Genomic DNA, 25,887 nt, shown 5'->3' with positions numbered 1-25,887 from the left:
CGGAGGTGCGTGGTGCTCACGCGCCACCCGCACCACCACGAATTTTCGTAACGAGCGAGATGAGACGATCACATTGGCACTCGACGTCCTGACGGACCTGACCAAGGTCCGCAACATCGGGATCATGGCGCACATCGACGCCGGCAAGACGACGACGACTGAGCGCATCCTCTTCTACACCGGGGTCAACCACAAGATCGGTGAGACCCACGACGGTGCCTCCACCACCGACTGGATGGAGCAGGAGAAGGAGCGCGGCATCACGATCACGTCTGCCGCCGTGACCTCCTTCTGGGAGGGCACCCAGATCAACATCATCGACACCCCCGGGCACGTCGACTTCACCGTCGAGGTGGAGCGTTCGCTGCGCGTGCTGGACGGCGCCGTCGCGGTGTTCGACGGCAAGGAGGGCGTCGAGCCCCAGTCCGAGACCGTCTGGCGTCAGGCCGACAAGTACGACGTCCCCCGCATCGCGTTCGTCAACAAGATGGACAAGCTCGGCGCGGACTTCTACTTCACCGTCGACACCATCAAGGACCGCCTCGGCGCGGAGCCCCTCGTGCTCCAGCTGCCGATCGGCGCCGAGAACGACTTCGTCGGTGTCGTCGACCTCATCTACCGTCGCGCCCTCGTGTGGCCCGGTGACGCCAAGGGTGACGTCACCATGGGTGCCAAGTACGAGATCCAGGAGATCCCGGCCGACATGGTCGAGAAGGTGGAGGAGTACCGCCACGCCCTGGTCGAGCGCGTCGCCGAGTCCGACGACGTCCTCATGGAGAAGTACCTCGGTGGCGAGGAGCTGACGCCCGAGGAGATCAAGGGCGCGATCCGCAAGCTCACGGTCAACTCCGAGCTCTACCCGATCCTGTGCGGCTCCGCCTTCAAGAACCGCGGTGTGCAGCCGATGCTCGACGCCGTCGTCGACTACCTGCCGTCCCCGCTCGACGTCCCCCCGATGGTCGGCCACAAGCCGAACCACGAGGAGATCGAGATGACGCGCAAGCCCGACACCACGGAGCCGTTCTCGGCCCTGGCGTTCAAGGTCGCGACGCACCCGTTCTTCGGCACGCTGACCTTCATCCGCGTCTACTCCGGCCAGATCTCCAGCGGCTCCGCGGTCGTCAACACGACCAAGGGCCGCAAGGAGCGCATCGGGAAGCTCTTCCAGATGCACGCCAACAAGGAGAACCCGGTGGACGAGGCCCTCGCGGGTCACATCTACGCGGCGATCGGCCTCAAGGACACCACGACCGGTGACACCCTGAGCGACCCGAACGAGCAGATCGTGCTCGAGTCGATGACGTTCCCGGACCCGGTCATCCAGGTGGCCATCGAGCCGAAGACCAAGGGTGACCAGGAGAAGCTCTCCACCGCCATCCAGAAGCTCTCCGCCGAGGACCCGACCTTCCAGGTCCACCACGACGAGGAGACCGGCCAGACCATCATCGCCGGCATGGGCGAGCTCCACCTCGACATCCTCGTGGACCGCATGAAGCGCGAGTTCAAGGTCGAGGCCAACGTCGGCAAGCCGCAGGTGGCCTACCGCGAGACGATCCGTCGCACCGTGGAGAAGCTCGACTTCACCCACAAGAAGCAGACGGGTGGCTCCGGCCAGTTCGCCAAGATCCAGATCTCGATCGAGCCGCTGGACACCGCCGAGGGCGAGCTCTACGAGTTCACCAACAAGGTCACCGGTGGTCGCGTCCCGCGCGAGTACATCCCGTCGGTGGACGCCGGAATCCAGGACGCCATGCAGTACGGCGTGCTCGCCGGCTACCCGCTCGTCGGGATCAAGGCGACCCTGCTCGACGGTGCCTACCACGACGTCGACTCCTCGGAGATGGCGTTCAAGATCGCCGGTTCCATGGCGCTCAAGGAGGCCGTCCGCAAGGCCGACCCCGTGCTCCTCGAGCCGATGATGGCCGTCGAGGTGCGTACGCCCGAGGACTACATGGGCGACGTCATCGGTGACATCAACTCCCGTCGTGGCCAGATCCAGGCCATGGAGGACATCAGTGGTGCCAAGGTCGTCCGCGGCCTCGTCCCGCTGTCGGAGATGTTCGGCTACGTCGGTGACCTGCGGTCCAAGACCCAGGGTCGCGCGAGCTACTCGATGGAGTTTGACTCCTACGCCGAGGTCCCCAAGGCTGTGGCCGAGGAGATCATCAAGAAGACCCGTGGTGAGTGACCGCTAGGATCAACGGTCGAACCACGATCTGACTCACCCCAGCTCCACCCCCATATCGCGTCACGTCCCACCTGGGCACGCGGCGTACCACCAAGTACAGAGTCCTGAGGAGGACACCAAGTGGCGAAGGCAAAGTTCGAGCGGACCAAGCCGCACGTCAACATCGGCACCATCGGTCACATCGACCACGGTAAGACGACGCTGACGGCTGCGATTTCCAAGGTCCTGCACGACAAGTACCCGGACCTGAACCCGCAGTTCGCGTTCGACGACATCGACAAGGCGCCGGAAGAGAAGCAGCGCGGCATCACGATCTCGATCGCGCACATCGAGTACCAGACGGAGGGTCGTCACTACGCCCACGTCGACTGCCCCGGCCACGCCGACTACGTGAAGAACATGATCACGGGTGCGGCGCAGATGGACGGTGCGATCCTCGTGGTTGCGGCCACCGATGGTCCGATGCCGCAGACGAAGGAGCACGTCCTGCTGGCCAAGCAGGTCGGCGTCCCCTACATCGTCGTTGCGCTCAACAAGGCTGACATGGTCGACGACGAGGAGATCATGGAGCTCGTCGAGATGGAGGTCCGCGAGCTGCTGTCCTCCTACGAGTTCCCCGGCGACGACCTCCCGGTCGTCAAGGTCTCGGCGCTGAAGGCGCTCGAGGGCGACGCCGAGTGGGGCAAGTCGGTCCTCGACCTCATGGACGCCGTGGACAACTACATCCCGGAGCCCGAGCGCGAGGTCGACAAGCCGTTCCTCATGCCCGTCGAGGACGTCTTCACGATCACCGGTCGTGGCACCGTCGTCACCGGTCGTATCGAGCGCGGCATCCTCAAGGTCAACGAGGAGGTCGAGATCGTCGGCATCCACACCGGCCCGCCGGCCAAGACCACCGTCACCGGTGTCGAGATGTTCCGCAAGCTCCTCGACGAGGGTCGCGCTGGCGAGAACGTCGGCCTGCTCCTTCGTGGCACCAAGCGCGAGGACGTCGAGCGTGGCCAGGTCATCGTGAAGCCGGGTTCCATCACCCCGCACACCGACTTCGAGGCCAACGTCTACATCCTGTCCAAGGACGAGGGCGGCCGTCACACGCCGTTCTACGACAACTACCGTCCCCAGTTCTACTTCCGTACGACTGACGTGACGGGTGTCGTGCACCTCCCCGAGGGCACCGAGATGGTCATGCCCGGTGACAACACCGAGATGAACGTCGAGCTCATCCAGCCCATCGCCATGGAGGACGGCCTCAAGTTCGCCATCCGCGAGGGCGGTCGCACCGTCGGCGCCGGTCGCGTCACCAAGATCACCAAGTAACACCCGGCGACTTCGCCACCGGTGATCTGACGCGACACCGCACCACCTGGAGGGCCCCGCAGCTTCGGCTGCGGGGCCCTTCGCGTTGCGCTCGGGCCCCCGGGGAGCCTCGTCGTCCGCAAGATGTTCCGCGGACTGGCCGAAGATCGTGACATTTGCCATGGGTGGGGCGGTCGAACGGGATGACACTGCGCAGGGGTCGTCGACCGGTCGACCCGGCTCACGACCTCGGAGGTCACATTCGGATGAGAAGTCCCAGCAGGAGTCAGACAGGACTTGCGGTCACGGGGGCCCTGGCCCTCGCCATGGCGGTCCCCACCATCGCGCAGGCCTCGGGGGAGACCAGCCGCCACGTGGTGGGCAGCGCCCCCTCGTGGACGGCGCACGCCCAGCGCGTCGCGCCTGTGGCCTCCTCGGCCACGCAGCACCTCACCTTCGTCCTCAACCTGCGTGACGCCGCCGGCGCCCAGGCGCTGGCCGACGCCGTCTCCACGCCGGGCTCGGCGCAGTACGGCCACTTCGTCTCGGCAGCCTCCTGGCGCTCACGGTTCGCCCCGACGTCGAGCCAGGTCGCCTCCGTGACCAGCTGGCTGCGAGGCCAGGGCTTCACGATCGGCTCCGTGCCCGCCAACCACCGCTACATCGAGGCGACCGCACCGGCCGCCACGGCGCAGAAGGCGCTGGCCACCAAGCTCTCCTCCTTCAGGAAGGCAGGCCAGACGGTCACCGCGCCCACCACGGCATACTCCGTCCCGGCCTCGCTCGCCGGCCTCGTCGCGGGCGTCGCGGGCCTGGACACCTCGGCCCGCAAGACGCCGATGCGGGCCGTGCCCGACACGACGGCGCAGCAGCAGAAGGCGGCCGCGCACGCCGCGTCCGGCAGCACCCGGCCCGCCGAGGTGCTGCCGCCGCCGGACGCCGTGTTCCGCAACGCCCGGCCCTGCTCCTCGTACTACGGGGAGAAGATGGCGACGACGCTGCCGCAGCTCGTCAAGAACCCCCAGCCGTACGCACCGTGCGGCTACAAGCCGCCGCAGGTGCGGGGCGCCTACGGCACCAACGTGGCCCAGTCCCAGGGGTACGACGGTCGGGGCACCACGGTCGCCGTCGTGGACGCCTACGCGTCGCAGTACATCCTCGGCGACGCCACGCGGTACGCCCAGCTGAACGACCCCAGCCACCCGCTGCGCAGCTACCAGCTCGACCAGAACCTCCCGGCGAACTTCACCCACACCGACGAGTGCGGCGCGAGCGGCTGGTACGGCGAGGAGACCCTCGACGTCGAGGCGGTCCACGCCACGGCACCGGGCGCGAAGATCCTCTACGTCGGCGCCGAGAGCTGCTTCGACGACGACATCAACGCCGCCGTCAACACGGTCGTGGACAACGAGCTCGCCCAGGTCATCACCAACTCCTACGGCGAGACCGATGACGTGGTGGCCCCGGCCGACCTCGTCAACAGCCACCAGACCGCTCTGCAGGCTGCGGCCGAGGGCATCTCGATGGTCTTCTCCAGCGGTGACGACGGCGACGAGATCGCTGCCAGCGGCCAGCGCCAGACGGACTTCCAGGCCTCCGACCCGATGGTCACCGCCGTCGGCGGGACGGCCCTGGCCGTGACGCAGGGCAACGGGTACGGCTTCGAGCAGGGTTGGGGCACCGGCAAGTCCTCGCTCGTCAACGGCGCCTGGTCGCCCAGCAAGCCGGCCTACCTCTACGGCGGTGGCGGTGGCACGACGCACCTGTTCGCCGAGCCGAGCTACCAGAAGCCGGTCGTCCCCGCGGCGTTGGCCAACTACTTCCGCGAGGGCCCGCACCGGGTCGTCCCGGACGTGGCGATGGTCGGCGACCCCAACACCGGGTTCCTCGTGGGCCAGAGCCAGACCTTCCCCGACGGCAGCATCAAGTACTCGGAGTACCGCATCGGCGGAACGTCCCTGTCCTCGCCGCTGTTCGCCGGCATGGTGGCGGTCGCCGACCAGGTCAACCGTGGTTCGCTGGGCTTCCTCAACCCGAAGCTGTACTCGCTGTCCGGCACCTCGGCCTTCCGGGACGTCAACCACGGGCGCAGCGTCACCGACGCCGTCGTCCGGGTCGACTACGCCAACGGCTTCGACAGCAGCGACGGCCTGCTCACCTCGCTGCGCACGCTCAACCAGACGGGGACGATCTACACCCGCAAGGGGTACGACGACGTCACCGGCGTCGGCAGCCCGAACGGCATCTCGTTCCTCATGTCGATGGCGCTCAAGCGCTGACGACCCGGACCGCCTGACGACGGCGCGGCGCTCCCCTCGTGGGGGCGCCGCGTCGTCGTGTCCGGTATGCCGCTTGCGCCCCTTCCTGCCTACGCCCGGTGGGGGAGGCGCGAAGTGGGGGCAAGCCCCTACGTTCAGGGACATGACGGGCCGCCTCCGTCGCGTGGTCGTTGCCGCGGCGGTACTCCTCACAGCAGTAGCCCTCCCCGGGTCCTCGGCCCCGGGTGACCCCACCCTGCGGTTCAGCGCCGCAGGGGACTTCTCGTCCTCGGCCGCGGCGCAGTCCGTCTTCAGCACCATCGGCGGCCTGCACAACGACCTGCACCTGGCCCTGGGCGACCTGTCGTACGGCGTCGTCGGCGCCGAGCAGCAGTGGTGCGACCTGGTCAAGGCCGGGGTGGGCGAGGGGTACCCGTTCGAGCTCGTGTCGGGCAACCACGAGAGCAACGGCCAGAACGGCAACATCAACGACTTCTCCGCCTGCCTGCCCAACCAGCTGCCCGGCGCCAAGGGCACCTACGGCCGGCAGTACTTCATGGACGTGCCGCAGTCGGCGCCCCTGGTGCGCTTCATCCAGATCTCCCCGGACCTGCCGTTCCCGGACAGCACCTGGTCCTACGCCGCCGGGACGCCGCGCTACCAGTGGACGGCTGCGGCGATCGACAGCGCCCGGGCCGCAGGGATCCCGTGGGTCGTGGTGTCGATGCACAAGCCGTGCCTGAGCATGGGCGACTACGCGTGCGACCCCGGCGCCGACCTGCTCAACCTGCTCCTGACCAAGCGGGTGGACCTCGTGCTCACCGGTCACGAGCACCTCTACCAGCGCACCAAGCAGCTCGCCCTGCGCACCGGCTGCACGAGCGTGACGCCGGGGACCTTCACCAGTGCCTGCGTCGCCGACTCCGACAGCACGATGCTCAAGGGCGCCGGGACGGTCTTCGCCACCGTGGGCACCGGGGGCATCAACCTGCGCGACGTCAATGCCGCCGACTCCGAGGCGGGGTACTTCGCGACCACCTCGGGCCTGAACCAGAACCCCACGTGGGGGGTGCTCGACGTGTCGGCGACGTCGACCCAGCTCAGCGCCTCCTTCGCGCGGGCCTCCGGCGGCACGTTCGCGGACGCGTTCACGCTGACGGCCGGCCCGCCCCCGCCCAACCAGGCCCCGGTCGCCGTCTTCACCCCGACCTGCGCGCAGCTGGCCTGCACCGGTGACGCGTCGGCCTCGGGCGACCCCGACGGCACCGTCACCGCGTGGGCGTGGCAGTGGGGCGACGGGACGACCGGCAGCGGTCAGACCGCGACCCACACGTATGCCGCGGCCGGCACCTACACGATCACCCTCACCGTCACCGACGACGCCGGAGCGACGGGCACCACCACCCAGCAGGTCACCGTGGCCGCGGCCAACCAGTCACCCACGGCCGCCTTCACCCGGGACTGCGACGACCTCAGCTGTGCGTTCGACGCCGGCCCGTCGACCGACCCCGACGGCACGATCGCCTCGTGGGCCTGGCAGTTCGGTGACGGCGGCACCGCCACGACGGCCTCGGCGGTGCACGCCTACGCCGCAGCGGGCACCTACACGGTCCGGCTCACCGTCACCGACAACCAGGGCGCCACGGGGACGACCACCACCGCTGTCACCGTCACCACACCACCGCCGCCGGTCACGGTGGTCGCCGCCGACGCGTTCGGCCGGACCCTCGCCAGTGGCTGGGGCACCGCCGACACCGGCGGGGCCTGGACCTCGACCGGGGCCGCGGCCAACCTCTCGGTCGGTGGTGGCTTCGGACGTCTCCGCCTGGCCGCGGGCAGCGGGCAGACGGTCGCGCTAGGTTCGGTGAGCTCGTCGGGGGTGGACATCCTCACGACCTACGCCCTGGACAAGGTGCCCACCGGCAGCGGCCACTACGTCTCGGTGCTCGGCCGCCGCATCAGCACTGCCGGCGACTACCGCGCGAAGGTGCACCTCACGTCCAACGGTGGGGTGGGCCTGTCCCTGCAGCGGGCGACGACGGCCGGCGCCGAGACGGCACTGGCCGCCGAGACGACCGTCCCGGGCGTGACACTGGCAGCCGGGGACCAGCTCCGGGTGCGGGTGCAGGTCGTCGGGACCTCTCCCACGACCGTCCGAGCCCGGGTCTGGAAGGTGGGGGCCACCGAGCCCGCGACGTGGCAGAAGACGGTCACGGACGCGACGGCCGGGTTCCAGGTCGCGGGGAGCCTGGGGTTCTACGGCTACCTCTCGGGATCGGCGACCAACGGCCCGGTCACGATGTCGGTCGACGACCTGGTCGTGAACCCCTCACCCTGACCGCCGAGCGGCCTCAGTCCCCAGCGAGGACGTGGGCGCCCAGCTCGGCCACCGAGCCCACGCCGCACAGCCCCAGCGTGAGGTCCAGCTCCGCCACGACGTTGGTGACGACGTCACGGACCCCGTCCTGGCCCGCGAGGGCCAGCCCGTACACGTACGGGCGGCCCAGGGCCACGGCGTCGGCTCCGCAGGCGAGCGCCTTGACCACGTCGGCACCGGTGCGCACCCCGCTGTCCAGCACCAGCGGCATACCTGGTCCCACTGCTGCCCGGATCGGACCGAGGGCGTCGAGCGAGGCCACCGCCCCGTCGACCTGACGGCCTCCGTGGTTGCTGACCACGATCCCGCCGACCCCCAGCTCGGCGGCGCGGCGCGCGTCGTCGGGGTGCAGGATCCCCTTGAGCAGGATCGGCAGGTGGGTGCGTCGGGACAGGGTCGCGAGCAGGTCCCACGACAGCCCGGGGTTGGAGTAGCTGTCCAGGAAGGCCTCCACAGCGGCGCGCGGCGCGGGCGAGCGGAGGTTGTCGCGCAGCGTCCCGGGGTGCTCGCGGCTGATCGACAGCAGCGACCGGATGGCGCCCAGCGTCACCTTCACGTCGTCCGAGCCCCCCGAGCCCCCCGAGCCCCCCGAGCCAGCGGCCTTGGCTGCAACGCGCTCGCGGACGATCTCCTGGAACCGCGGGTCGGAGGTGTACTGCGCGATCCCGATGCCCTGCGAGAAGGGCAGCGACCCGAGGTTGAGGTCCTGGGGACGCCAGCCGAGCATGGTCGTGTCGAGCGTGACGACGATGGCGCTCGCGCCGGCCTGCTCGGCCCGGCCCACGAGGCTGTCGACGAGTCGTTCGTCGGTGGACCAGTAGAGCTGGAACCACCAGGGCGTGTCGCCCAGGGCCGTGGCGACCTCCTCCATCGGGGAGCAGCCCTGGTTGGAGACGATGTAGGGGACGCCCGTCTGCGCCGCCGCGCGGGCGACCTGCAGGTCGCTGCCCCGTGACACCAGGCCGAGCGCCCCGACCGGCGCCAGCAGCAGCGGCGTGGCCAGCCTCGTCCCGAGAAGGGTCGTCGACAGGTCGCGGGTGGTGTGCCCCGAGGCCATGCGCGGCACCAGTCGGCGACGGTCGAAGGCCTCCCGGTTGGCCCGCACGGTGGCGCCCTCCCCGGCGCCACCACCGACGTAGGCCCAGGCGCGCGGGGTCATCGCCGCGCCGGCGCGGCGCTCGAGCTCGGCCGCGTCGGCGGGGACGGCCGGCCGGTGCCCGAGCACCCCGGCGCGGTAGATCAGCCCCTGCCGTCGACGGCCCGGACCCTCGGGTGGGGCGTCCGGGCCGGTGGGGGACTGGGGTGCGGTCGTCATGCGCCGATCTTGTCACCGGCTCGGCGGCCGAACCCGTGTCCGGGCACGGGAACCTGTGCGTCGCCGGCCCCCGCTGACAGGTTCGTGACAGGTGGCGCACTGCTCGCCACAAGGACCTGTGCGCACGGTGGTGGGACGGCGGGACGTCGCAGAGGCCGTCCCCACCACGAGAGGAACCACGCATGTCTCCAGTCCGCACGTCCGTGAAGATCGCCGGCGCCGCCGGGGTGACCGCCATCGCCGCGGGCCTCGGGGCCAGCCAGGCCCTGGCCGACACCAGCACCCCCACCCCGAGCGGGACGACGAGCTCGGCTCCTGCCCAGGGCGACGCCGGCCCGGCGGGGAAGGGCGGACCGGGCGGGCCCGGCGGCCGCGGACGCGGCCCGGACGGCGCCGACGCGGCTGCCCTGGCGAAGGAGCTCGGGGTCACGGAGGCCAAGCTCCGCACCGCGCTCGACGCCGTCCGCGACGCGAACCGGCCGGCCCGCCCCGCGACGCCGCCGGCCCAGGGCACCAAGCCGACCCCACCGACGGCGGCTGAGCGGACCGCCCACGAGAAGGCCCGGGTGGCTGCCCTCGCGAAGCAGCTCGGCCTCTCCGAGGCCAAGGTCCAGGCCGCCTTCGACGCGGTCAGGGCCGACCACGAGGCGGCCCGCCGCACCGACCTGTCCAGCCGTCTGGACGGTGCGGTCAAGGACGGCAAGCTCACCGCCGCCGACAAGGCGTCGGTCCTCAAGGCCTTCGACGCCGGAGTGCTCGGGGGCCCCCGCCCCTGACGCGGCCCATCCTGTCGCCGACGCCCACCGTTCACCGTGAACGGTGGGCGTCGCGCGTCGGGTTTCGCGTGGACCGTCCACCGTGGTCCGCAGCGGTCGTGGCGGGTGAGCGTGGCCGCGGGATCCTTGACCGTGAACGGGTCCCGCGGCACACGGGGGTCGATCGGTGGGGGGCCGGCAGGGGACTGGTCAGGGACTCGCGGGGGAGGCCGTACAGTGGAGGGACGTGGTGTGACGCGCCACGTGGCACCAGTTGCCGAGCGGCCCGACCTCGATTTGGTAGGTCACGGGGGGCTCTGGCACACTGGACCGGTTGCTTGACGCGCGCCGTTGACCCATGTCGACGCCGCCACCCCCGGTGACACACCTCGAACCGAGTGCCTGAGCGCTCGGGGCGACACTCCAGGGAAGCGCAAGCCCCGGCTCTGCCGGAAACTATTCGATCTGTGTGACCACTGCGTGCAAACGCATGTCGCCGGACCGCGAAGCGGGTGCGACACACCCGACCGCGGGGGTCGGAGAAGACCACAGGGCCGGTTAGATGTTCGGCGAGAGAGAGACGTAACGGAGATGGCGGGACAGAAGATCCGCATCCGCTTGAAGTCGTATGACCACGAGGTCATCGACAACTCGGCGCGCAAGATTGTCGACACGGTCACCCGTGCTGGCGCGACGGTGGTCGGCCCTGTGCCGCTGCCCACGGAGAAGAATGTCTTCGTGGTCATCCGTTCGCCCCACAAGTACAAGGACAGCCGCGAGCACTTCGAGATGCGCACCCACAAGCGCTTGATCGACATCATCGACCCGACGCCGAAGGCCGTCGACTCGCTGATGCGCCTCGACCTGCCGGCTGACGTCAACATCGAGATCAAGCTCTGAGGCTGGCGACAATGACCGACACTGCTACCAAGACCGTGAAGGGTGTGCTGGGCAAGAAGCTCGGCATGACCCAGGTGTGGGACGCCGAGAACCGGCTCATCCCCGTCACCGTCATCGAGGCCGGCCCCTGCGTCGTGACGCAGGTGCGCGATGCCGCCACGGACGGCTATGCCGCCGTCCAGATCGCGTTCGGCGCGATCGACCCCCGCAAGGTGACCAAGCCCCTCACCGGCCACTTCGAGAAGGCCGGCGTGACCCCGCGTCGCCACCTCGTGGAGCTCCGCACCGCTGACGCCGCCGAGTACTCGCTCGGCCAGGAAGTCACGGTCGAGACCTTCGAGGCCGGCCAGGACATCGACGTCACCGGCACGACCAAGGGCAAGGGCTTCGCCGGCGTCATGAAGCGTCACGGCTTCCACGGCGTCAGCTCCTCCCACGGTTCGCACAAGAACCACCGCAAGCCGGGCTCGATCGGTGGCTGCGCCACCCCGGGTCGCGTCTTCAAGGGCATGCGCATGGCCGGCCGTATGGGCGGCGTGCGTCAGACCACCCAGAACCTCACGATCCACGCCGTGGACGTCGAGCGCGGCCTGCTGCTCGTCAAGGGTGCCGTTCCCGGCCCCCGTGGCGGCACCGTCCTCGTCCGCACGGCCGCGAAGGGAGCCTGATCATCATGGCTACCAAGACTGTCGCTGCTGACCTGCCCGCCGAGATCTTCGACGTCCAGGTCAACGTCCCCCTGATCCACCAGGTCGTCGTCGCCCAGATGGCTGCCGCTCGTCAGGGCACGCACTCGACCAAGACCCGCGGCGAGGTCCGCGGCGGTGGGCGCAAGCCCTACCGCCAGAAGGGCACCGGCCGCGCCCGTCAGGGCTCGACCCGTGCTCCGCAGTTCGCCGGCGGTGGCGTCGTCCACGGCCCGCAGCCGCGTGACTACTCGCAGCGGACGCCCAAGAAGATGAAGGCCGCCGCCCTGCGCGGTGCCCTCTCCGACCGGGCCCGCAACGGTCGCGTCCACGTGGTCGACTCCCTGGTGACCGCAGCCGCTCCGTCCACCAAGGACGCTGCCGGCCTGCTGGCCGCGCTGACCACCCGCACCAACGTGCTCGTGGTCCTCGACCGCAGCGACCTCGTGTCGCTGAAGTCGGTGCGCAACCTCGAGGGCGTCCACGTCCTCGCGGCCGACCAGCTCAACACGTACGACGTGCTGATGTCCGACGACGTGGTCTTCACCACGGCGGCCCTGGAGGCGTTCGTCTCCGGTGCGCAGCCGGTGGGTGGCGTCATCGAGATCGAGGTCGAGGCTGCAGAGCCCGCCGCGGTCGAGAAGCCCGCCACGAAGACCGAGAAGAAGGCCGACAAGGCTGAGAAGGCCGACAAGCCCGCAAAGGCTGAGAAGCCGGCGAAGGCCGAGAAGGCCGACAAGCCCGCGAAGACGACGAAGGCTGCCAAGGCCGCCGAGTCTGCGGATGAGGAGGAGGGCAAGTGAGCTCGCTCGCTGCAGGCAAGGACCCCCGCGACATCCTGATCGCTCCGGTCGTTTCCGAGAAGTCGTACTCGCTGCTCGACCAGGGCAAGTACACCTTCATCGTCGACCCGCGGGCCAACAAGACCGAGATCAAGATCGCCGTTGAGCGTGTCTTCGGTGTCAAGGTCGACTCCGTGCACACCCTCAACCGTGTCGGCAAGACCCGTCGCACGCGGTTCGGCATCGGCAAGCGCAAGGACACCAAGCGTGCGATCGTCACCCTCCGCGAGGGCTCGATCGACATCTTCGGTGCCGGCGCCTGACCAGGACGCTGAAGAGACGTTAGGGACTTTCAAACATGGGTATCCGCAAGTACAAGCCGACGACGCCTGGCCGTCGAGGCTCCAGCGTTGCCGACTTCGTCGAGGTCACGCGCTCCACTCCGGAAAAGTCGCTGGTTCGTCCACTGACCAAGTCCGGTGGACGTAACAGCAACGGCCGCATCACGACCCGTCACATCGGTGGAGGTCACAAGCGCGCCTACCGCGTCATCGACTTCCGTCGCCACGACAAGGACGGCGTGCCGGCCAAGGTCGCTCACATCGAGTACGACCCCAACCGCACCGCACGCATCGCCCTGCTGCACTACGCCGACGGTGAGAAGCGCTACATCCTGGCCCCCAAGGGCCTGGAGCAGGGCGCCAACATCGAGAACGGGCCCGGTGCCGACATCAAGCCCGGCAACAGCCTGCCGATGCGCAACATCCCGACCGGTACGGTCATCCACGCTGTCGAGCTCAAGCCCGGCGGCGGCGCGAAGATCGCCCGATCGGCCGGTGTCCGTGTCCAGCTCGTCGCCAAGGACGGCCCCTACGCCCAGCTGCGCATGCCGTCCGGCGAGATTCGCAACGTCGACCTGCGCTGCCGCGCCACGGTCGGCGAGGTGGGCAACGCCGAGCAGTCCAACATCAACTGGGGCAAGGCCGGCCGCATGCGGTGGAAGGGCAAGCGCCCGACCGTCCGTGGTGTCGCCATGAACCCGGTCGACCACCCGCACGGTGGTGGAGAGGGCAAGACCTCCGGTGGACGCCACCCGGTCAGCCCGTGGGGACAGGCCGAGGGCCGCACCCGCCGCCCCGGCAAGCCGAGCGACAAGATGATCGTCCGTCGCCGTCGTACTGGCAAGAAGCGCTGAGAAGGAGCCTGAGAAACCATGCCTCGTAGCTTGAAGAAGGGCCCCTTCATCGACGGCCACCTTCAGAAGAAGGTCGACGTCCAGAACGAAGCGGGCACCAAGACAGTCATCAAGACCTGGTCACGTCGGTCGGTCATCAGCCCCGACATGCTCGGTCACACGTTCGCCGTCCACGACGGCCGCAAGCACGTCCCGGTGTTCGTCACCGAGTCGATGGTCGGCCACAAGCTCGGCGAGTTCGCGCCGACCCGCACGTTCAAGGGTCACGTGAAGGAAGACAAGAAGGGGCGTCGTCGCTGATGGCCGCCCCCACCGAGAACAAGGACAACGTGATGGAAGCCAAGGCGATTGCGCGGTCCGTCCGCGTCACGCCCCAGAAGGCGCGTCGCATCGTCGACCTCATCCGCGGCAAGCAGGCCGTCGAGGCCATCGGCGTGCTGAAGTTCGCGCCGCAGTCCGCGTCCGACCCGATCCAGAAGGTGCTCGAGAGCGCCATCGCCAACGCCCGGGTCAAGGCCGACAAGGCGTCGGAGGCCTTTGACGAGCGCAACCTCGTCATCAGCGCCGCCTACGTCGACGAGGGCCCGACGATGAAGCGGTTCCGCCCGCGTGCCCAGGGCCGCGCGGCCCGCATCAACAAGCGGACCAGCCACATCACCGTGGTCGTCACGCCGAAGACCACCAAGGGAGGCACCCGCTAATGGGCCAGAAGGTCAACCCGCACGGCTTCCGCCTCGGCATCACCACCGAGCACAAGAGCCGCTGGTTCGCTGACTCCACCAAGGAGGGGCAGCGTTACCGCGACTACGTCAAGGAAGACGTCGCCATCCGCAAGCTCATGTCCGAGGGCATGGAGCGAGCCGGCATCTCCCGCGTCGAGATCGAGCGCACCCGTGACCGCGTCCGTGTGGACATCCACACCGCGCGTCCCGGCATCGTCATCGGTCGGCGCGGCGCAGAGGCCGACCGCATCCGTGGCGAGCTCGAGAAGCTCACGGGCAAGCAGGTGCAGCTGAACATCCTCGAGGTCAAGAACCCCGAGGTCGACTCCCAGCTCGTCGCGCAGGGCATCGCCGAGCAGCTCTCTGCTCGTGTGTCGTTCCGTCGTGCGATGCGCAAGGGCATGCAGTCCGCCACCCGCGCCGGCGCCAAGGGCATCCGTGTCCAGGTCTCCGGTCGCCTCGGCGGCGCCGAGATGTCCCGCACGGAGTTCTACCGTGAGGGTCGCGTCCCGCTGCACACCCTGCGTGCGCAGATCGACTACGGCTTCTACGAGGCCCGCACCACCTTCGGTCGCATCGGCGTCAAGGTGTGGATCTACAAGGGCGACGTCACCGCTCGCGAGCTGGCCCAGCAGCAGGCTGCTGCGCCGCGCCCGAGCCGTGGCCCGCGTCGTGACGGCGCCGACCGTCCGGCCCGCGCTCGTCGCGAGCGTCCGGAGGGCACCGCCACCGAGACCGCTGCCGCAGCACCCGCCACCGAGGCCCCGGCCCCGGCAGCCGCTGCCAGCACTGAGGGAGAGCAGTCCTGACATGTTGATTCCTCGTCGAGTCAAGCACCGCAAGCAGCACCACCCGGGTCGCTCGGGCGCTGCGAAGGGTGGCACGAAGATCGCGTTCGGCGACTACGGCATCCAGGCCCTCGAGCCCGCCTACGTCACCAACCGTCAGATCGAGTCCGCTCGTATCGCGATGACGCGTTACATGAAGCGTGGTGGAAAGGTGTGGATCAACATCTACCCCGACCGCCCGCTGACCAAGAAGCCCGCCGAGACCCGTATGGGTTCCGGTAAGGGTTCCCCCGAGTGGTGGATCGCCAACGTCAAGCCTGGTCGCGTGATGTTCGAGATCTCCGGTGTGTCGGAAGAGGTCGCCCGCGAGGCGATGCGTCTGGCGATGCACAAGCTCCCCATGAAGTGCCGCTTCGTTCGGCGTGAGGGTGGTGACATCTGATGGCAGTCGGATCCAAGGACCTGACGTCCGAGAACATGCGTGGTCTCGATGACGAGCGCCTGGTGGACGAGCTCCGCAAGGCCAAGGAGGAGCTGTTCAACCTCCGGTTCCAGTCGGCCACCGGCCAGCTGGACAACCACGGTCGCCTGCGTGCGGTCCGCAAGGACATCGCCCGCATCTACACCGAGCTGCGTGAGCGCGAGCTGGGTATCGGCGCACCCGCGAAGGAGGAGTCGGCATGACCGAGAACGTGAAGGATGAGGCCGTGACGGCTGCAGACCGCAACTACCGCAAGACCCGTCAGGGTTACGTGGTCAGCGACAAGATGGACAAGACCGTCGTGGTCGAGGTCGAGGACCGCGTCAAGCACGCGCTCTACGGCAAGGTCCTGCGTCGCTCGAGCAAGGTCAAGGCCCACGACGAGCAGAACGCCGCCGGTATCGGCGACCGCGTGCTGATCATGGAGACCCGACCGCTGTCGGCCACCAAGCGCTGGCGCGTGGTGGAGATCCTCGAGAAGGCCAAGTAACACCACGACATACCGTCACCACCGCGGCGCCCGGCCACCTGGCCGGGTATGCCGCGGCGGGACGGAAACAAGACCACCCACAGTTCGGCAAGGCTCACCGCGCGTGAGAACCAGCTCGACGACAGGAGTTAGACAGTGATCCAGCAGGAGTCGCGACTGCGTGTCGCCGACAACACTGGTGCCAAGGAGATCCTTTGCATCCGTGTTCTCGGTGGTTCGGGTCGTCGTTACGCCGGCATCGGTGACGTGATCGTCGCCGCCGTCAAGGACGCCATCCCCGGCGGCAACGTCAAGAAGGGCGACGTCGTCAAGGCCGTCATCGTCCGGACCACGAAGGAGCGTCGTCGTTCCGACGGCAGCTACATCAAGTTCGACGAGAACGCCGCCGTCATCCTCAAGGGTGACGGGGACCCGCGTGGTACCCGCATCTTCGGCCCGGTGGGCCGCGAGCTGCGCGAGAAGAAGTTCATGAAGATCATTTCGCTGGCGCCGGAGGTGCTCTGAGCCATGGCAGCCCCCAAGAAGATGAAGATCAAGAAGGGCGATCTCGTCCAGGTCCTCACGGGCAAGGACAAGACCAAGCAGGGCAAGGTCATCGCCGTGTACCCCGAGACCGAGCGCGTGCTCGTCGAGGGCGTCAACCGGGTGACCCGCCACACCAAGGCCGGCCAGACCGCTCGCGGCAGCCGCACCGGTGGCCTGGTCGTCCAGGAGGCCGCGATCCACGTGAGCAACGTGGCCATCGTCGACCCCACCGACAAGAAGCCGACCCGCGTCAAGACCCGTGTCGAGACCGTCGAGCGCAACGGGCGCGAGAAAACCGTCCGTACCCGCGTCGCGGTGCGCTCGGGCAAGGACCTGTGAGAGACATGACTGAGACTGCAACCAAGCAGGCGCCGCGTCTGAAGACGCGCTACGCCGAGGAGATCAAGGGCCAGCTGCAGCAGCAGTTCGGCCACGAGAACGTCATGCAGGTCCCCGGCGTCGTCAAGGTCGTCGTCAACATGGGTGTCGGTGACGCCGCCAAGGACGCCAAGCTCATCGAGGGCGCCATCCGCGACCTCTCGGCGATCACCGGCCAGAAGCCGCTCGTCACCAAGGCCCGCAAGTCGATCGCCCAGTTCAAGCTGCGTGAGGGCATGCCGATCGGCGCGCACACCACGCTGCGCGGCGACCGCATGTGGGAGTTCCTCGACCGTCTGGTGTCCACGGCGCTGCCCCGCATCCGTGACTTCCGTGGTCTGTCGCCCAAGCAGTTCGACGGCAACGGCAACTACACCTTCGGTCTGACCGAGCAGTCGATGTTCCACGAGATCGACCAGGACCGGATCGACCGCGTGCGTGGCATGGACATCACCGTGGTGACCACCGCCACCAACGACGACGAGGGCCGCGCACTGCTCAAGGCGCTCGGCTTCCCCTTCAAGGAGAACTGACATGGCGAAGACCGCCCTGGTCAACAAGGCCAACAAGAAGCCGAAGTTCAAGGTGCGTGGCTACACCCGTTGCCAGCGCTGCGGCCGACCGCACTCGGTCTACCGCAAGTTCGGACTGTGCCGCATCTGCCTTCGCGAGATGGCTCACCGCGGTGAACTGCCCGGCGTCACCAAGAGCTCCTGGTAAGCAGCTCAGCACCACCCCACCCATTGATTTCGTTCTACATCGCAGGTCGCAGCGCACAGCGCAGTGAAACCGCGGTGAGAGAGGGCCGGAGAAGCCCATGACCATGACTGACCCGATTGCGGACATGTTGACGCGCGTCCGGAACGCCAACTCGGCGCACCACGACGCTGTCTCCATGCCGTTTTCCAAGCTGAAGTCCCACGTTGCCGAGATCCTCCAGGCTGAGGGCTACATCGCCTCCTGGAAGGTCGAGGATGCCGAGGTCGGCAAGACGCTGACGATCGAGCTGAAGTACGGCCCCAACCGCGAGCGTTCCATCGCTGGCGTGCGCCGTGTCTCCAAGCCCGGTCTGCGCGTCTACGCCAAGTCGACGAACCTTCCCAAGGTTCTCGGCGGACTCGGCGTGGCCATCATTTCCACCTCGTCTGGACTCCTCACGGATCGTCAGGCGGCTTCCAAGGGTGTGGGCGGGGAAGTCCTCGCCTACGTCTGGTAAGGGGTATTCGACATGTCGCGTATTGGACGACTCCCGGTCTCCATCCCCAGCGGTGTCGACATCACCATCGACGGTCAGACCGTCAAGGTGAAGGGCCCCAAGGGCGAGCTCAGCCACCGTGTGGCCGAGCCGATCACCGTTGAGAAGGGTGACGAGGCCCTCGAGGTCAAGCGGCCCAACGACGAGCGCCAGTCCCGTGCCCTGCACGGCCTGACCCGCTCGCTGATCAACAACATGGTCCTCGGTGTCACCGAGGGCTACGAGAAGAAGATGGAGATCCACGGCACGGGTTACCGCGTGGTCAACAAGGGCGGCACGCTCGAGTTCGCCCTCGGCTACAGCCACTCGATCACCGTCGAAGCCCCCGCGGGCATCTCCTTCACCGTCGAGAACCCGACCCGCTTCGCGGTCCAGGGCATCGACAAGCAGCTGGTCGGCGAGGTTGCCGCGAACATCCGCAAGCTGCGCAAGCCCGACCCGTACAAGGGCAAGGGCGTGCGCTACGCGGGCGAGACCATCCGTCGCAAGGTCGGAAAGGCCGGTAAGTAAGTCATGGCAATGATCGTCAAGCGCGCCAAGGGCAAGTCCGCTGCACGCGGCCGTCGCCACCTGCGCCTGCGCAAGAAGGTGACCGGCACCGCGGTTCGTCCGCGCCTGGTCGTCTCCCGTTCGTCGCGCCACGTCTTCGTGCAGGTCGTCGACGACACCCTCGGCAAGACCGTGGCGTCGGCCTCCACCATGGAGGCGGACCTGCGCTCGTTCGAGGGCGACAAGACCGCCAAGGCCCGCAAGGTCGGCGAGCTGCTGGCCGAGCGTGCCAAGAGCGCCGGCGTCGAGGCCGTCGTGTTCGACCGTGGCGGCAACCGCTACCACGGTCGCGTCGCGGCCATCGCCGAGGGCGCCCGCGAGGGTGGGTTGTCCCTGTGAGCACCGTGACCGCAACTGTTATTGAGATGAGGAACATCTGATGCCCGGACCCCAGCGTCGAGGCACTGGTGCCGCTGCTGGCGGCGACGCAGCTCGTGGCGAGCGCGGCGACCGCCGCGGTGGCCGCGACAACCGTCAAGGTGGCCGTGACCAGGCCGAGAAGAGCGCCTACGTCGAGCGCGTGGTGACCATCAACCGCGTCGCCAAGGTCGTCAAGGGCGGCCGCCGCTTCAGCTTCACCGCCCTCGTGGTGGTGGGTGACGGCGACGGAACCGTCGGTGTCGGCTACGGCAAGGCCAAGGAAGTTCCCGCAGCGATCGCCAAGGGTGTCGAGGAGGCCAAGAAGGAGTTCTTCAAGGTCCCGCGCATCCAGGGCACCATCCCGCACCCCGTGCAGGGTGAGGCCGCTGCCGGTGTCGTCATGCTGCGCCCCGCCGCTCCCGGTACCGGTGTCATCGCCGGCGGTCCGGTGCGCGCGGTGCTCGAGTGCGCCGGCATCCACGACGTGCTGAGCAAGTCGCTCGGCTCGGACAACGCGATCAACATCGTCCACGCGACGGTCGCGGCCCTCAAGGGCCTCGAGCGTCCGGAGGAGGTGGCTGCACGCCGCGGCCTCCCCGTGGACCGGGTCGCCCCGGCCGCCATGCTGCGCGCCCAGGCTGCTGGCCGCGAGGCCGCCAAGGCAGGTGCCTGATGCGTCTGAAGGTGATCCAGACCCGTTCCGAGATCGGCGGCAAGCAGAACCAGCGTGACACCCTGCGCAGCCTCGGTCTGAAGCGCATTGGCGACGTCGTCGTCAAGGAGGACCGTCCCGAGATCCGCGGGATGGTCAAGACGGTGGCCCACCTGGTCGCCGTCGAGGAGGTTGACTGACCATGGCAGAGAAGAAGGCCACCAAGGCCGCTGCTGCGAAGTCGGAGAAGTCCGTCGAGGGCACCGCTCTCAAGCTGCACCACCTGCGTCCCGCTCCCGGAGCCAAGACCGCCAAGACCCGCGTGGGTCGCGGTGAGGGTTCCAAGGGCAAGACCGCCGGTCGTGGCACGAAGGGCACCAAGGCTCGTTACCAGGTGCCCGAGCGCTTCGAGGGTGGCGCCATGCCGCTGCACATGCGGCTGCCGAAGCTTCGCGGCTTCAAGAACCCGTTCAAGGTGGAGTACCAGGTCGTGAACCTGGACAAGCTCTCCGCCCTCTACCCGCAGGGCGGCGACGTGACCGTCGACGACCTCGTGGCCAAGGGTGCCGTCCGGGACAACCTCCCGGTCAAGGTGCTCGGCGACGGCGAGATCAGCGTCAAGGTCTCCGTGACCGCTGACAAGTTCTCGGCCAGCGCCAAGGAGAAGATCGAGGCCGCCGGCGGCTCGGTCACCTCCGCCTGATCCACCCAGCTCCACGGTATGCCGCGGGCTCACCGCAGAAGGTGAGCCCGCGGCATACCTGTTTTGCATGCACACCCCTCACCATCGGTCGGGGTATCGTGCCTAGGATTGCCTGACCGTCTCACCGCGTGCCGCTCGGCCCGCGTCACCCAGGAGGACCTGTGCTCACCGCCTTCACCCGTGCGTTCAAGACGCCGGACCTGCGCAGGAAGCTGCTCTTCACGCTCGCCATCGTGCTCATCTTCCGGATGGGTTCGCACGTGCCCGTCCCGGGCGTCAGCTACACCGCCGTGCAGGCGTGCATCAAGGGTGCCGACGCGACGACCGGCGTGCTGGGCCTGGCCAACCTCTTCAGCGGTGGCGCGCTCCTGCAGCTGTCGATCTTCGCGCTCGGGATCATGCCGTACATCACCGCGAGCATCATCGTGCAGCTCCTCACCGTGGTCATCCCGCGGTTCGAGGCCCTCAAGAAGGAGGGCCAGCAGGGCCAGACGAAGATGACGCAGTACACGCGTTACCTCACCATCGGCCTGGCGATCCTGCAGTCCTCGACGCTGATCACCTTCGCGCAGAACCCCTCGGCCCTCTTCGGTCCCCAGTGCACGAGCATCCTGCCCGACGACTCGATCCCGACCCTGGTCATCATGGTGCTCACCATGACCGCCGGCACCGGTGTCGTCATGTGGCTCGGTGAGCTCATCACCGACAAGGGCATCGGCAACGGCATGTCGCTGCTGATCTTCACCTCGATCGCCTCGAGCTTCCCCAGCTCGCTGTGGGCCATCCAGCAGCAGGACGGCCGCTGGGACGTCTTCATCGGCGTGATCCTGCTCGGGTTCCTCATCATCGCCCTCGTCGTCTTCGTCGAGCAGAGCCAGCGACGCATCCCGGTGCAGTACGCCAAGCGCCAGGTCGGGCGCCAGATGTATGGCGGTACGTCCACCTACATCCCGCTCAAGGTCAACATGGCCGGCGTCATCCCCGTGATCTTCGCCTCGTCGCTGCTCGCGCTGCCGACGCTGCTGGCACAGTTCAACAGGTCGACCACCGGGAACCAGCCCGGCTGGGTGACGTGGATCGACCAGAACCTCACCAGGGGAGACCACCCGATCTACATGCTGATGTACGTCGGCCTCATCCTGTTCTTCACGTTCTTCTACGTGTCGATCACGTTCAACCCCGTCGAGGTCGCCGACAACATGAAGCGCTACGGCGGCTTCATCCCAGGTATCCGCGCCGGGCGACCCACGGCCGAGTACCTCGACTACGTGCTCACCCGCATCACGGTCCCCGGGGCCATCTACCTGGGCCTCATCTCGCTCATCCCGCTCATCGCGCTCGTGGCCGTCGGCGCCAACTCGAACTTCCCGTTCGGTGGCACGTCGATCCTCATCATCGTCGGCGTCGGCCTGGAGACGGTGAAGCAGATCGAGAGCCAGCTCCAGCAGCGTCACTACGAAGGGTTCCTCCGCTGATGCGTCTGATCATCCTCGGCCCCCCGGGCGCCGGTAAGGGCACCCAAGCCGCCAGGATCGCCGAGTCCTTCGGCATCCCCGCGATCTCCACCGGTGACATCTTCCGCGCCAACATCAAGAACGAGACCCCCCTGGGCAAGCAGGTCAAGGAGGTGCTGGCGTCCGGTGGCTACGTCACCGACGACATCACCAACGCGATCGTGCGCGACCGCCTGTTCGAGGACGACGCCGAGAAGGGCTTCCTCCTCGACGGCTACCCCCGGACCTCGGCCCAGGTCGACGCCCTCGACGCGATCCTCGCCGAGCACGGCCACACCCTCGAGGTCGTCCTCGAGCTGACCGTGGACGAGGACGCCGTCGTGGCCCGGCTGCTCAAGCGGGCCGAGATCGAGGGCCGTGACGACGACACCGAGGAGGTCATCCGCGAGCGTCAGGCCATCTACCGCCGCGAGACCGCCCCGCTGACCGACGTGTACTCCGAGCGCGGGCTGCTCGTGAAGGTCGACGGCATGGGTTCGGTCGACGAGGTCTTCGCACGTATCTCCGAGGCCCTCGAAGGGGTTGCTCGCTCCTGATGTTCGGCCGGTCCAAGATCGACACCAAGACCACCGACCAGCTCCTGCTGATGCGCAGGGCCGGGCTGGTCGTGGGCCAGACCCTGCAGCTCATGGCGCAGACCGTGCGCCCGGGCATGACCACCAAGCAGCTCGACGAGCTGGCCGAGGAGCACATCCGGGGCTGCGGGGCGACGCCGTCGTTCCTGGGCTACCACGGCTTCAAGGGCTCGCTGTGCACCTCGGTGAACGACGAGGTCGTCCACGGCATCCCGGGCAGCCGGGTGCTGGCCGAGGGCGACCTCATCTCCATCGACTGCGGAGCCATCGTCGAGGGCTGGCACGGCGACGCGGCCATCTCCGTGATCGTCGGCGGTCGTGAGGCCGGGCGCCCGGAGGACCTCGAGCTCATCGACGCCACCGAGGACTCCATGTGGGCCGGGATCGCCGCCCTCCGCGTGGGGGAGTCGCTCTACGAGGTCGGCGCCCGCGTCGAGGACAGCGTCGTCGCGTCGGGGGAGCGGGTCGGCCGCGACTACGGGATCATCGAGGACTACGTCGGGCACGGCATCGGCACCGCCATGCACATGGACCCGCAGGTCCCCAACTACCGCGTCCGTGACAAGGGCCCGGTCGTGCGGTCCGGGGTCACCGTGGCGATCGAGCCGATGGTGACCCTCGGTTCCGCGGAGACCCGCGTGCTGGCCGACGACTGGACGGTCGTCACCACCGACGGCTCGCGTGCGGCCCACTGGGAGAACACCGTGGCGGTCACCGACGACGGGCTGTGGGTCCTCACCGCCCTCGACGGCGGCAAGGAGCGGCTGGCAGCCGCCGGCGCACCATACGCACCGCTCGACCAGGGCTGAGACCGCACTGGGGCCCCGGCGCGATTTCGTCGCTGAGGGGGGCCTGACGTAGACTGTTACGTCGGCATGCGTGTGTGCGCGTGCCGACGTCGATGTGTCTGTTCCAGCCTGGAGCAGACCGATGCAGCAGATTGTGGAGTCTATGGCCAAGAAGGACGGTGTCATCGAGATCGAGGGCACGATCGTCGAGGCTCTCCCGAACGCGATGTTCCGGGTCGAGCTCACGAACGGTCACAAGGTTCTCGCTCACATCTCGGGCAAGATGCGACAGCACTACATCCGGATCCTCCCCGAGGACCGCGTGGTGGTGGAGCTCAGCCCGTACGACCTGACCCGTGGCCGGATCGTCTTCCGCTACCGCTGAGCACGACCCCGCAAGACCTGCAGACCCGTCCGGGTCCGCAGTGCCAGATCGACTCGAAGCAGAGGCTATGAAGGTTCAGCCGAGCGTCAAGAAGATCTGCGACAAGTGCAAGGTGATCCGCCGTCACGGTCGGGTCATGGTCATCTGCGAGAACCTGCGCCACAAGCAGCGCCAGGGCTGAGCATGACCTGGGTCCCCACCAGGGACCTCCGCCCCGGGTTCGCCCGGAGCACGAGTCGCATCTCTTCGAGAAGCGCAGACAAGTGAATGACGCAGTACCCGGCCCCTGTGCGCGGCGTCGTCGACAGACGACTTCCATGCCGACCAGGACGTCACCCCCGGCCCGGAGGCCGAGGACCGGTGCCCCGAGGAAAGCTTCGGGACCAAGCCCGGAACGGTACTGCCCCAGACCTCCGGTGAAACAAAAGGAACACACAACATGGCACGTCTTGTTGGTGTGGATCTTCCGCGCGAGAAGCGCGTCGAGATCGCTCTCACCTACATCTTCGGAGTGGGTCGCACCCGCTCCCAGCAGGCGCTGGCAGCCACGGGTGTCAACCCGAACACCCGCGTCCGCGACCTCTCCGACACCGAGCTGGTCCAGCTCCGTGACTACCTCGAGGCCAACGTCAAGATCGAAGGTGACCTCCGCCGTGAGGTCGCCGCCGACATCCGCCGCAAGGTCGAGATCGGTTCCTACGAGGGTCTGCGCCACCGTCGCGGCCTTCCCGTGCGTGGTCAGCGCACCAAGACCAACGCGCGCACCCGCAAGGGCCCGAAGCGCACCGTCGCCGGCAAGAAGAAGGTTGGTAAGTAATGCCTCCCAAGGCTCGTACCGCTGGCGCCAAGAAGGTGCGCCGCAAGGAGAAGAAGAACGTCGCCCACGGGCACGCTCACATCAAGAGCACGTTCAACAACACCATCATCTCGATCACGGACCCCTCGGGCGCCGTGATCTCGTGGGCCTCTGCCGGCCAGGTCGGCTTCAAGGGCTCGCGCAAGTCCACCCCGTTCGCGGCGCAGATGGCTGCCGAGGCTGCCGCCCGTCGCGCGATGGAGCACGGCATGCGCAAGGTCGACGTCTTCGTCAAGGGCCCGGGCTCCGGTCGTGAGACCGCCATCCGCTCCCTGACCGCCACCGGCCTCGAGGTCGGCGCGATCAGCGACGTCACCCCCTCGCCGCACAACGGCGTCCGCCCGCCCAAGCGCCGTCGCGTCTGAGAACTGGGAGATAGAGAAAACTCATGGCTCGTTACACCGGCCCCATCACCAAGAAGTCGCGTCGCCTCAAGGTCGACCTCGTCGGCGGCGACAAGAACTTCGAGCTCCGTCCCTTCCCGCCCGGCCAGCACGGCCGTCGCCGAATGCAGGAGAAGGAGTACCTCACCCAGCTGCAGGAGAAGCAGAAGGCCCGCTTCACCTACGGCGTCATGGAGAAGCAGTTCCGCGGTTACTACGAGGAGGCCTCGCGCCGCTCGGGCAAGACCGGTGAGACCCTGCTGCAGATCCTCGAGTCCCGCCTGGACAACGTGGTCTACCGCGCCGGCCTGGCCCGCACCCGTCGTGCGGCTCGCCAGCTCGTCACGCACGGCCACTTCGAGGTCAACGGCGTGCGCGTGGACGTCCCGTCCTACCGCGTCGAGCAGTACGACATCATCACCGTTCGCGCCAAGTCCGTGAACACCTTCCCGATCGAGCTGGCTCGCCAGACCTTCGGCGAGCGCCCCACCCCGGCCTGGCTCCAGGTCGTCCCGGGCACGCTGCAGATCATGATCCACTCGCTGCCCGTCCGTGAGCAGATCGACACGATCCTCACCGAGCAGCTGATCGTCGAGCTCTACTCGAAGAACTGATCCACGCCTCCGTATGGCGCGGGCGCCGCGTGCGCCCGCGCCATACGGAGCGGATCTGGTCCGGACCACAGACAGAGGTGGGCCGGCCGGCCGGTTGAGAACCGGCGACTTCATCGG

Annotated in this window: 33 protein-coding genes and 2 pseudogenes; 34 read left to right on the top strand and 1 reads right to left on the bottom strand. The window is 68.2% G+C overall.

The annotated features are described in order from the left end of the window. Positions 1-73: 73 nt before the first annotated feature. From fusA to ASD62_RS07790, 4 genes are all read left to right on the top strand, one after another. Positions 74-2,188 (top strand): elongation factor G, encoded by a 2,115-nt coding sequence (gene fusA, locus ASD62_RS07805; RefSeq protein ID WP_056915472.1) that lies wholly within the window; start codon positions 74-76, stop codon positions 2,186-2,188. 120 nt (positions 2,189-2,308) lie between these two features. After that, the gene (gene tuf / locus ASD62_RS07800) at positions 2,309-3,505 is read left to right on the top strand and encodes an elongation factor Tu (RefSeq protein WP_056915471.1); all 1,197 of its coding nucleotides are present in this window, start codon (positions 2,309-2,311) and stop codon (positions 3,503-3,505) included. A gap of 305 nt (positions 3,506-3,810) precedes the next feature. Next, positions 3,811-5,763: a protease pro-enzyme activation domain-containing protein gene (locus ASD62_RS07795; protein ID WP_082580624.1), complete on the top strand. Its 1,953-nt coding sequence runs from the start codon at positions 3,811-3,813 to the stop codon at positions 5,761-5,763. 142 nt (positions 5,764-5,905) lie between these two features. After that, on the top strand, positions 5,906-8,080 hold the full coding sequence (locus ASD62_RS07790) for a PKD domain-containing protein (RefSeq protein WP_056915470.1): 2,175 nt from the start codon (positions 5,906-5,908) through the stop codon (positions 8,078-8,080). A 13-nt stretch (positions 8,081-8,093) separates the two neighbouring features. Here the strand turns inward: ASD62_RS07790 and ASD62_RS07785 are convergent, their stop codons facing one another. Continuing rightward, positions 8,094-9,434 carry an alpha-hydroxy-acid oxidizing protein gene (locus ASD62_RS07785; protein WP_056915469.1) on the bottom strand — a complete coding sequence of 447 codons (1,341 nt, stop codon included), beginning with the start codon at positions 9,432-9,434 and terminating at the stop codon, positions 8,094-8,096. 182 nt (positions 9,435-9,616) lie between these two features. Here ASD62_RS07785 and ASD62_RS07780 point away from each other — a divergent pair, with 182 nt between their 5' ends. From ASD62_RS07780 to rpsD, 30 genes and pseudogenes are all read left to right on the top strand, one after another. Then, positions 9,617-10,210: a hypothetical protein gene (locus ASD62_RS07780; protein ID WP_082580623.1), complete on the top strand. Its 594-nt coding sequence runs from the start codon at positions 9,617-9,619 to the stop codon at positions 10,208-10,210. A 570-nt stretch (positions 10,211-10,780) separates the two neighbouring features. Then, entirely contained in the window at positions 10,781-11,089 is a 309-nt protein-coding gene (gene rpsJ / locus ASD62_RS07775; protein WP_009775966.1) for a 30S ribosomal protein S10, read from the top strand. Positions 11,090-11,100: 11 nt separating this feature from the next. Beyond that, positions 11,101-11,757 carry a 50S ribosomal protein L3 gene (gene rplC, locus ASD62_RS07770; RefSeq protein WP_056915467.1) on the top strand — a complete coding sequence of 219 codons (657 nt, stop codon included), beginning with the start codon at positions 11,101-11,103 and terminating at the stop codon, positions 11,755-11,757. 5 nt (positions 11,758-11,762) lie between these two features. Next, positions 11,763-12,353, top strand: a pseudogene (rplD, locus tag ASD62_RS07765) (50S ribosomal protein L4); the annotation flags it as partial. A gap of 221 nt (positions 12,354-12,574) precedes the next feature. Then, positions 12,575-12,880 (top strand): 50S ribosomal protein L23, encoded by a 306-nt coding sequence (gene rplW, locus ASD62_RS07760; protein ID WP_056915466.1) that lies wholly within the window; start codon positions 12,575-12,577, stop codon positions 12,878-12,880. A gap of 35 nt (positions 12,881-12,915) precedes the next feature. Then, a complete protein-coding gene (rplB, locus tag ASD62_RS07755; RefSeq protein WP_056883298.1) occupies positions 12,916-13,752 on the top strand; it encodes a 50S ribosomal protein L2 in 837 nt (278 codons plus the stop codon). Between the two features lie 18 nt (positions 13,753-13,770). Continuing rightward, entirely contained in the window at positions 13,771-14,052 is a 282-nt protein-coding gene (rpsS, locus tag ASD62_RS07750; RefSeq protein ID WP_056915465.1) for a 30S ribosomal protein S19, read from the top strand. A 32-nt stretch (positions 14,053-14,084) separates the two neighbouring features. Then, entirely contained in the window at positions 14,085-14,453 is a 369-nt protein-coding gene (gene rplV, locus ASD62_RS07745) for a 50S ribosomal protein L22 (protein ID WP_056917241.1), read from the top strand. After that, positions 14,453-15,283, top strand: a complete 831-nt coding sequence (gene rpsC, locus ASD62_RS07740) for a 30S ribosomal protein S3 (protein ID WP_056915464.1) — start codon at positions 14,453-14,455, stop codon at positions 15,281-15,283. Before rplV ends, rpsC begins: the two co-directional genes overlap by 1 nt. 1 nt (position 15,284) lies before the next feature. Then, positions 15,285-15,704 (top strand): 50S ribosomal protein L16, encoded by a 420-nt coding sequence (gene rplP / locus ASD62_RS07735; RefSeq protein ID WP_056915463.1) that lies wholly within the window; start codon positions 15,285-15,287, stop codon positions 15,702-15,704. Beyond that, positions 15,704-15,922 (top strand): annotated as a pseudogene (rpmC, locus tag ASD62_RS07730) (50S ribosomal protein L29); the annotation flags it as partial. The gene rplP and the pseudogene rpmC, both read left to right, overlap by 1 nt. Positions 15,923-15,942: 20 nt before the next feature. Further along, positions 15,943-16,233: a 30S ribosomal protein S17 gene (rpsQ, locus tag ASD62_RS07725; RefSeq protein ID WP_056915461.1), complete on the top strand. Its 291-nt coding sequence runs from the start codon at positions 15,943-15,945 to the stop codon at positions 16,231-16,233. 135 nt (positions 16,234-16,368) lie between these two features. Beyond that, the gene (gene rplN / locus ASD62_RS07720) at positions 16,369-16,737 is read left to right on the top strand and encodes a 50S ribosomal protein L14 (protein WP_056883304.1); all 369 of its coding nucleotides are present in this window, start codon (positions 16,369-16,371) and stop codon (positions 16,735-16,737) included. A 3-nt stretch (positions 16,738-16,740) separates the two neighbouring features. Beyond that, positions 16,741-17,097: a 50S ribosomal protein L24 gene (rplX, locus tag ASD62_RS07715; protein WP_056915460.1), complete on the top strand. Its 357-nt coding sequence runs from the start codon at positions 16,741-16,743 to the stop codon at positions 17,095-17,097. 5 nt (positions 17,098-17,102) lie between these two features. Continuing rightward, the gene (gene rplE / locus ASD62_RS07710; RefSeq protein ID WP_056915459.1) at positions 17,103-17,669 is read left to right on the top strand and encodes a 50S ribosomal protein L5; all 567 of its coding nucleotides are present in this window, start codon (positions 17,103-17,105) and stop codon (positions 17,667-17,669) included. A 1-nt stretch (position 17,670) separates the two neighbouring features. Further along, on the top strand, positions 17,671-17,856 hold the full coding sequence (locus tag ASD62_RS07705) for a type Z 30S ribosomal protein S14 (RefSeq protein ID WP_035902511.1): 186 nt from the start codon (positions 17,671-17,673) through the stop codon (positions 17,854-17,856). Between the two features lie 97 nt (positions 17,857-17,953). Beyond that, complete coding sequence (gene rpsH / locus ASD62_RS07700; protein WP_056915458.1) at positions 17,954-18,352, top strand: 30S ribosomal protein S8; 399 nt, start codon at positions 17,954-17,956, stop codon at positions 18,350-18,352. Between the two features lie 12 nt (positions 18,353-18,364). Continuing rightward, complete coding sequence (rplF, locus tag ASD62_RS07695) at positions 18,365-18,901, top strand: 50S ribosomal protein L6 (RefSeq protein ID WP_056915457.1); 537 nt, start codon at positions 18,365-18,367, stop codon at positions 18,899-18,901. A gap of 3 nt (positions 18,902-18,904) precedes the next feature. After that, positions 18,905-19,279 (top strand): 50S ribosomal protein L18, encoded by a 375-nt coding sequence (rplR, locus tag ASD62_RS07690; protein WP_056915456.1) that lies wholly within the window; start codon positions 18,905-18,907, stop codon positions 19,277-19,279. Between the two features lie 40 nt (positions 19,280-19,319). Then, positions 19,320-19,973 carry a 30S ribosomal protein S5 gene (gene rpsE / locus ASD62_RS07685; protein ID WP_056915455.1) on the top strand — a complete coding sequence of 218 codons (654 nt, stop codon included), beginning with the start codon at positions 19,320-19,322 and terminating at the stop codon, positions 19,971-19,973. After that, the gene (gene rpmD, locus ASD62_RS07680) at positions 19,970-20,152 is read left to right on the top strand and encodes a 50S ribosomal protein L30 (RefSeq protein ID WP_056917240.1); all 183 of its coding nucleotides are present in this window, start codon (positions 19,970-19,972) and stop codon (positions 20,150-20,152) included. The genes rpsE and rpmD overlap by 4 nt, the downstream gene beginning before the upstream one ends. Before the next feature lie 2 nt (positions 20,153-20,154). Further along, a complete protein-coding gene (gene rplO / locus ASD62_RS07675; RefSeq protein WP_082552894.1) occupies positions 20,155-20,655 on the top strand; it encodes a 50S ribosomal protein L15 in 501 nt (166 codons plus the stop codon). Positions 20,656-20,816: 161 nt separating this feature from the next. Further along, the gene (secY, locus tag ASD62_RS07670) at positions 20,817-22,130 is read left to right on the top strand and encodes a preprotein translocase subunit SecY (RefSeq protein WP_056915454.1); all 1,314 of its coding nucleotides are present in this window, start codon (positions 20,817-20,819) and stop codon (positions 22,128-22,130) included. Next, the gene (locus tag ASD62_RS07665) at positions 22,130-22,705 is read left to right on the top strand and encodes an adenylate kinase (RefSeq protein ID WP_056915453.1); all 576 of its coding nucleotides are present in this window, start codon (positions 22,130-22,132) and stop codon (positions 22,703-22,705) included. Before secY ends, ASD62_RS07665 begins: the two co-directional genes overlap by 1 nt. Further along, a complete protein-coding gene (gene map / locus ASD62_RS07660) occupies positions 22,705-23,553 on the top strand; it encodes a type I methionyl aminopeptidase (protein WP_056915452.1) in 849 nt (282 codons plus the stop codon). Before ASD62_RS07665 ends, map begins: the two co-directional genes overlap by 1 nt. 142 nt (positions 23,554-23,695) lie before the next feature. Further along, positions 23,696-23,917, top strand: coding sequence for a translation initiation factor IF-1 (infA, locus tag ASD62_RS07655; protein ID WP_006946284.1), 222 nt, complete (start codon positions 23,696-23,698; stop codon positions 23,915-23,917). Between the two features lie 67 nt (positions 23,918-23,984). After that, positions 23,985-24,098 carry a 50S ribosomal protein L36 gene (gene rpmJ / locus ASD62_RS07650; protein WP_010148647.1) on the top strand — a complete coding sequence of 38 codons (114 nt, stop codon included), beginning with the start codon at positions 23,985-23,987 and terminating at the stop codon, positions 24,096-24,098. 258 nt (positions 24,099-24,356) lie between these two features. Beyond that, a complete protein-coding gene (gene rpsM / locus ASD62_RS07645) occupies positions 24,357-24,734 on the top strand; it encodes a 30S ribosomal protein S13 (protein ID WP_056915451.1) in 378 nt (125 codons plus the stop codon). Next, a complete protein-coding gene (gene rpsK / locus ASD62_RS07640; protein WP_056915450.1) occupies positions 24,734-25,138 on the top strand; it encodes a 30S ribosomal protein S11 in 405 nt (134 codons plus the stop codon). Before rpsM ends, rpsK begins: the two co-directional genes overlap by 1 nt. Before the next feature lie 23 nt (positions 25,139-25,161). Then, entirely contained in the window at positions 25,162-25,770 is a 609-nt protein-coding gene (rpsD, locus tag ASD62_RS07635; protein WP_056915449.1) for a 30S ribosomal protein S4, read from the top strand. Positions 25,771-25,887 lie beyond the last annotated feature (117 nt).

This window comes from Phycicoccus sp. Root563, from assembly GCF_001427915.1.
In the GTDB taxonomy this organism is placed as follows: Bacteria; Actinomycetota; Actinomycetes; order Actinomycetales; family Dermatophilaceae; genus Pedococcus.
The sequence above is the reverse complement of the archived record's forward strand: the minus strand, read 5'-3'. Positions and strand labels throughout refer to the sequence as shown.

Bases quoted from the DNA above. Each gene is read 5' to 3' on its own strand.
- rplV (WP_056917241.1), top strand. From the start codon at position 14,085: ATGGAAGCCAAGGCGATTGCGCGGTCCGTCCGCGTCACGCCCCAGAAG.
- ASD62_RS07705 (WP_035902511.1), top strand. From the start codon at position 17,671: ATGGCGAAGACCGCCCTGGTCAACAAGGCCAACAAGAAGCCGAAGTTC.
- rplB (WP_056883298.1), top strand. From the start codon at position 12,916: ATGGGTATCCGCAAGTACAAGCCGACGACGCCTGGCCGTCGAGGCTCC.
- rpsK (WP_056915450.1), top strand. From the start codon at position 24,734: ATGCCTCCCAAGGCTCGTACCGCTGGCGCCAAGAAGGTGCGCCGCAAG.
- rplX (WP_056915460.1), top strand. From the start codon at position 16,741: ATGGCAGCCCCCAAGAAGATGAAGATCAAGAAGGGCGATCTCGTCCAG.
- rpsQ (WP_056915461.1), top strand. From the start codon at position 15,943: ATGACCGAGAACGTGAAGGATGAGGCCGTGACGGCTGCAGACCGCAAC.
- rpsE (WP_056915455.1), top strand. From the start codon at position 19,320: ATGCCCGGACCCCAGCGTCGAGGCACTGGTGCCGCTGCTGGCGGCGAC.
- ASD62_RS07795 (WP_082580624.1), top strand. From the start codon at position 3,811: ATGGCGGTCCCCACCATCGCGCAGGCCTCGGGGGAGACCAGCCGCCAC.
- ASD62_RS07780 (WP_082580623.1), top strand. From the start codon at position 9,617: ATGTCTCCAGTCCGCACGTCCGTGAAGATCGCCGGCGCCGCCGGGGTG.
- rpsC (WP_056915464.1), top strand. From the start codon at position 14,453: ATGGGCCAGAAGGTCAACCCGCACGGCTTCCGCCTCGGCATCACCACC.
- ASD62_RS07665 (WP_056915453.1), top strand. From the start codon at position 22,130: ATGCGTCTGATCATCCTCGGCCCCCCGGGCGCCGGTAAGGGCACCCAA.
- rpsJ (WP_009775966.1), top strand. From the start codon at position 10,781: ATGGCGGGACAGAAGATCCGCATCCGCTTGAAGTCGTATGACCACGAG.
- rpmJ (WP_010148647.1), top strand. From the start codon at position 23,985: ATGAAGGTTCAGCCGAGCGTCAAGAAGATCTGCGACAAGTGCAAGGTG.
- rplR (WP_056915456.1), top strand. From the start codon at position 18,905: ATGGCAATGATCGTCAAGCGCGCCAAGGGCAAGTCCGCTGCACGCGGC.
- rplC (WP_056915467.1), top strand. From the start codon at position 11,101: ATGACCGACACTGCTACCAAGACCGTGAAGGGTGTGCTGGGCAAGAAG.
- rpsH (WP_056915458.1), top strand. From the start codon at position 17,954: ATGACCATGACTGACCCGATTGCGGACATGTTGACGCGCGTCCGGAAC.
- map (WP_056915452.1), top strand. From the start codon at position 22,705: ATGTTCGGCCGGTCCAAGATCGACACCAAGACCACCGACCAGCTCCTG.
- ASD62_RS07790 (WP_056915470.1), top strand. From the start codon at position 5,906: ATGACGGGCCGCCTCCGTCGCGTGGTCGTTGCCGCGGCGGTACTCCTC.
- rplP (WP_056915463.1), top strand. From the start codon at position 15,285: ATGTTGATTCCTCGTCGAGTCAAGCACCGCAAGCAGCACCACCCGGGT.
- rplO (WP_082552894.1), top strand. From the start codon at position 20,155: ATGGCAGAGAAGAAGGCCACCAAGGCCGCTGCTGCGAAGTCGGAGAAG.
- infA (WP_006946284.1), top strand. From the start codon at position 23,696: ATGGCCAAGAAGGACGGTGTCATCGAGATCGAGGGCACGATCGTCGAG.
- rplF (WP_056915457.1), top strand. From the start codon at position 18,365: ATGTCGCGTATTGGACGACTCCCGGTCTCCATCCCCAGCGGTGTCGAC.
- rpsS (WP_056915465.1), top strand. From the start codon at position 13,771: ATGCCTCGTAGCTTGAAGAAGGGCCCCTTCATCGACGGCCACCTTCAG.
- ASD62_RS07785 (WP_056915469.1), bottom strand. From the start codon at position 9,434: ATGACGACCGCACCCCAGTCCCCCACCGGCCCGGACGCCCCACCCGAG.
- rplE (WP_056915459.1), top strand. From the start codon at position 17,103: ATGACTGAGACTGCAACCAAGCAGGCGCCGCGTCTGAAGACGCGCTAC.
- rpsM (WP_056915451.1), top strand. From the start codon at position 24,357: ATGGCACGTCTTGTTGGTGTGGATCTTCCGCGCGAGAAGCGCGTCGAG.
- rpsD (WP_056915449.1), top strand. From the start codon at position 25,162: ATGGCTCGTTACACCGGCCCCATCACCAAGAAGTCGCGTCGCCTCAAG.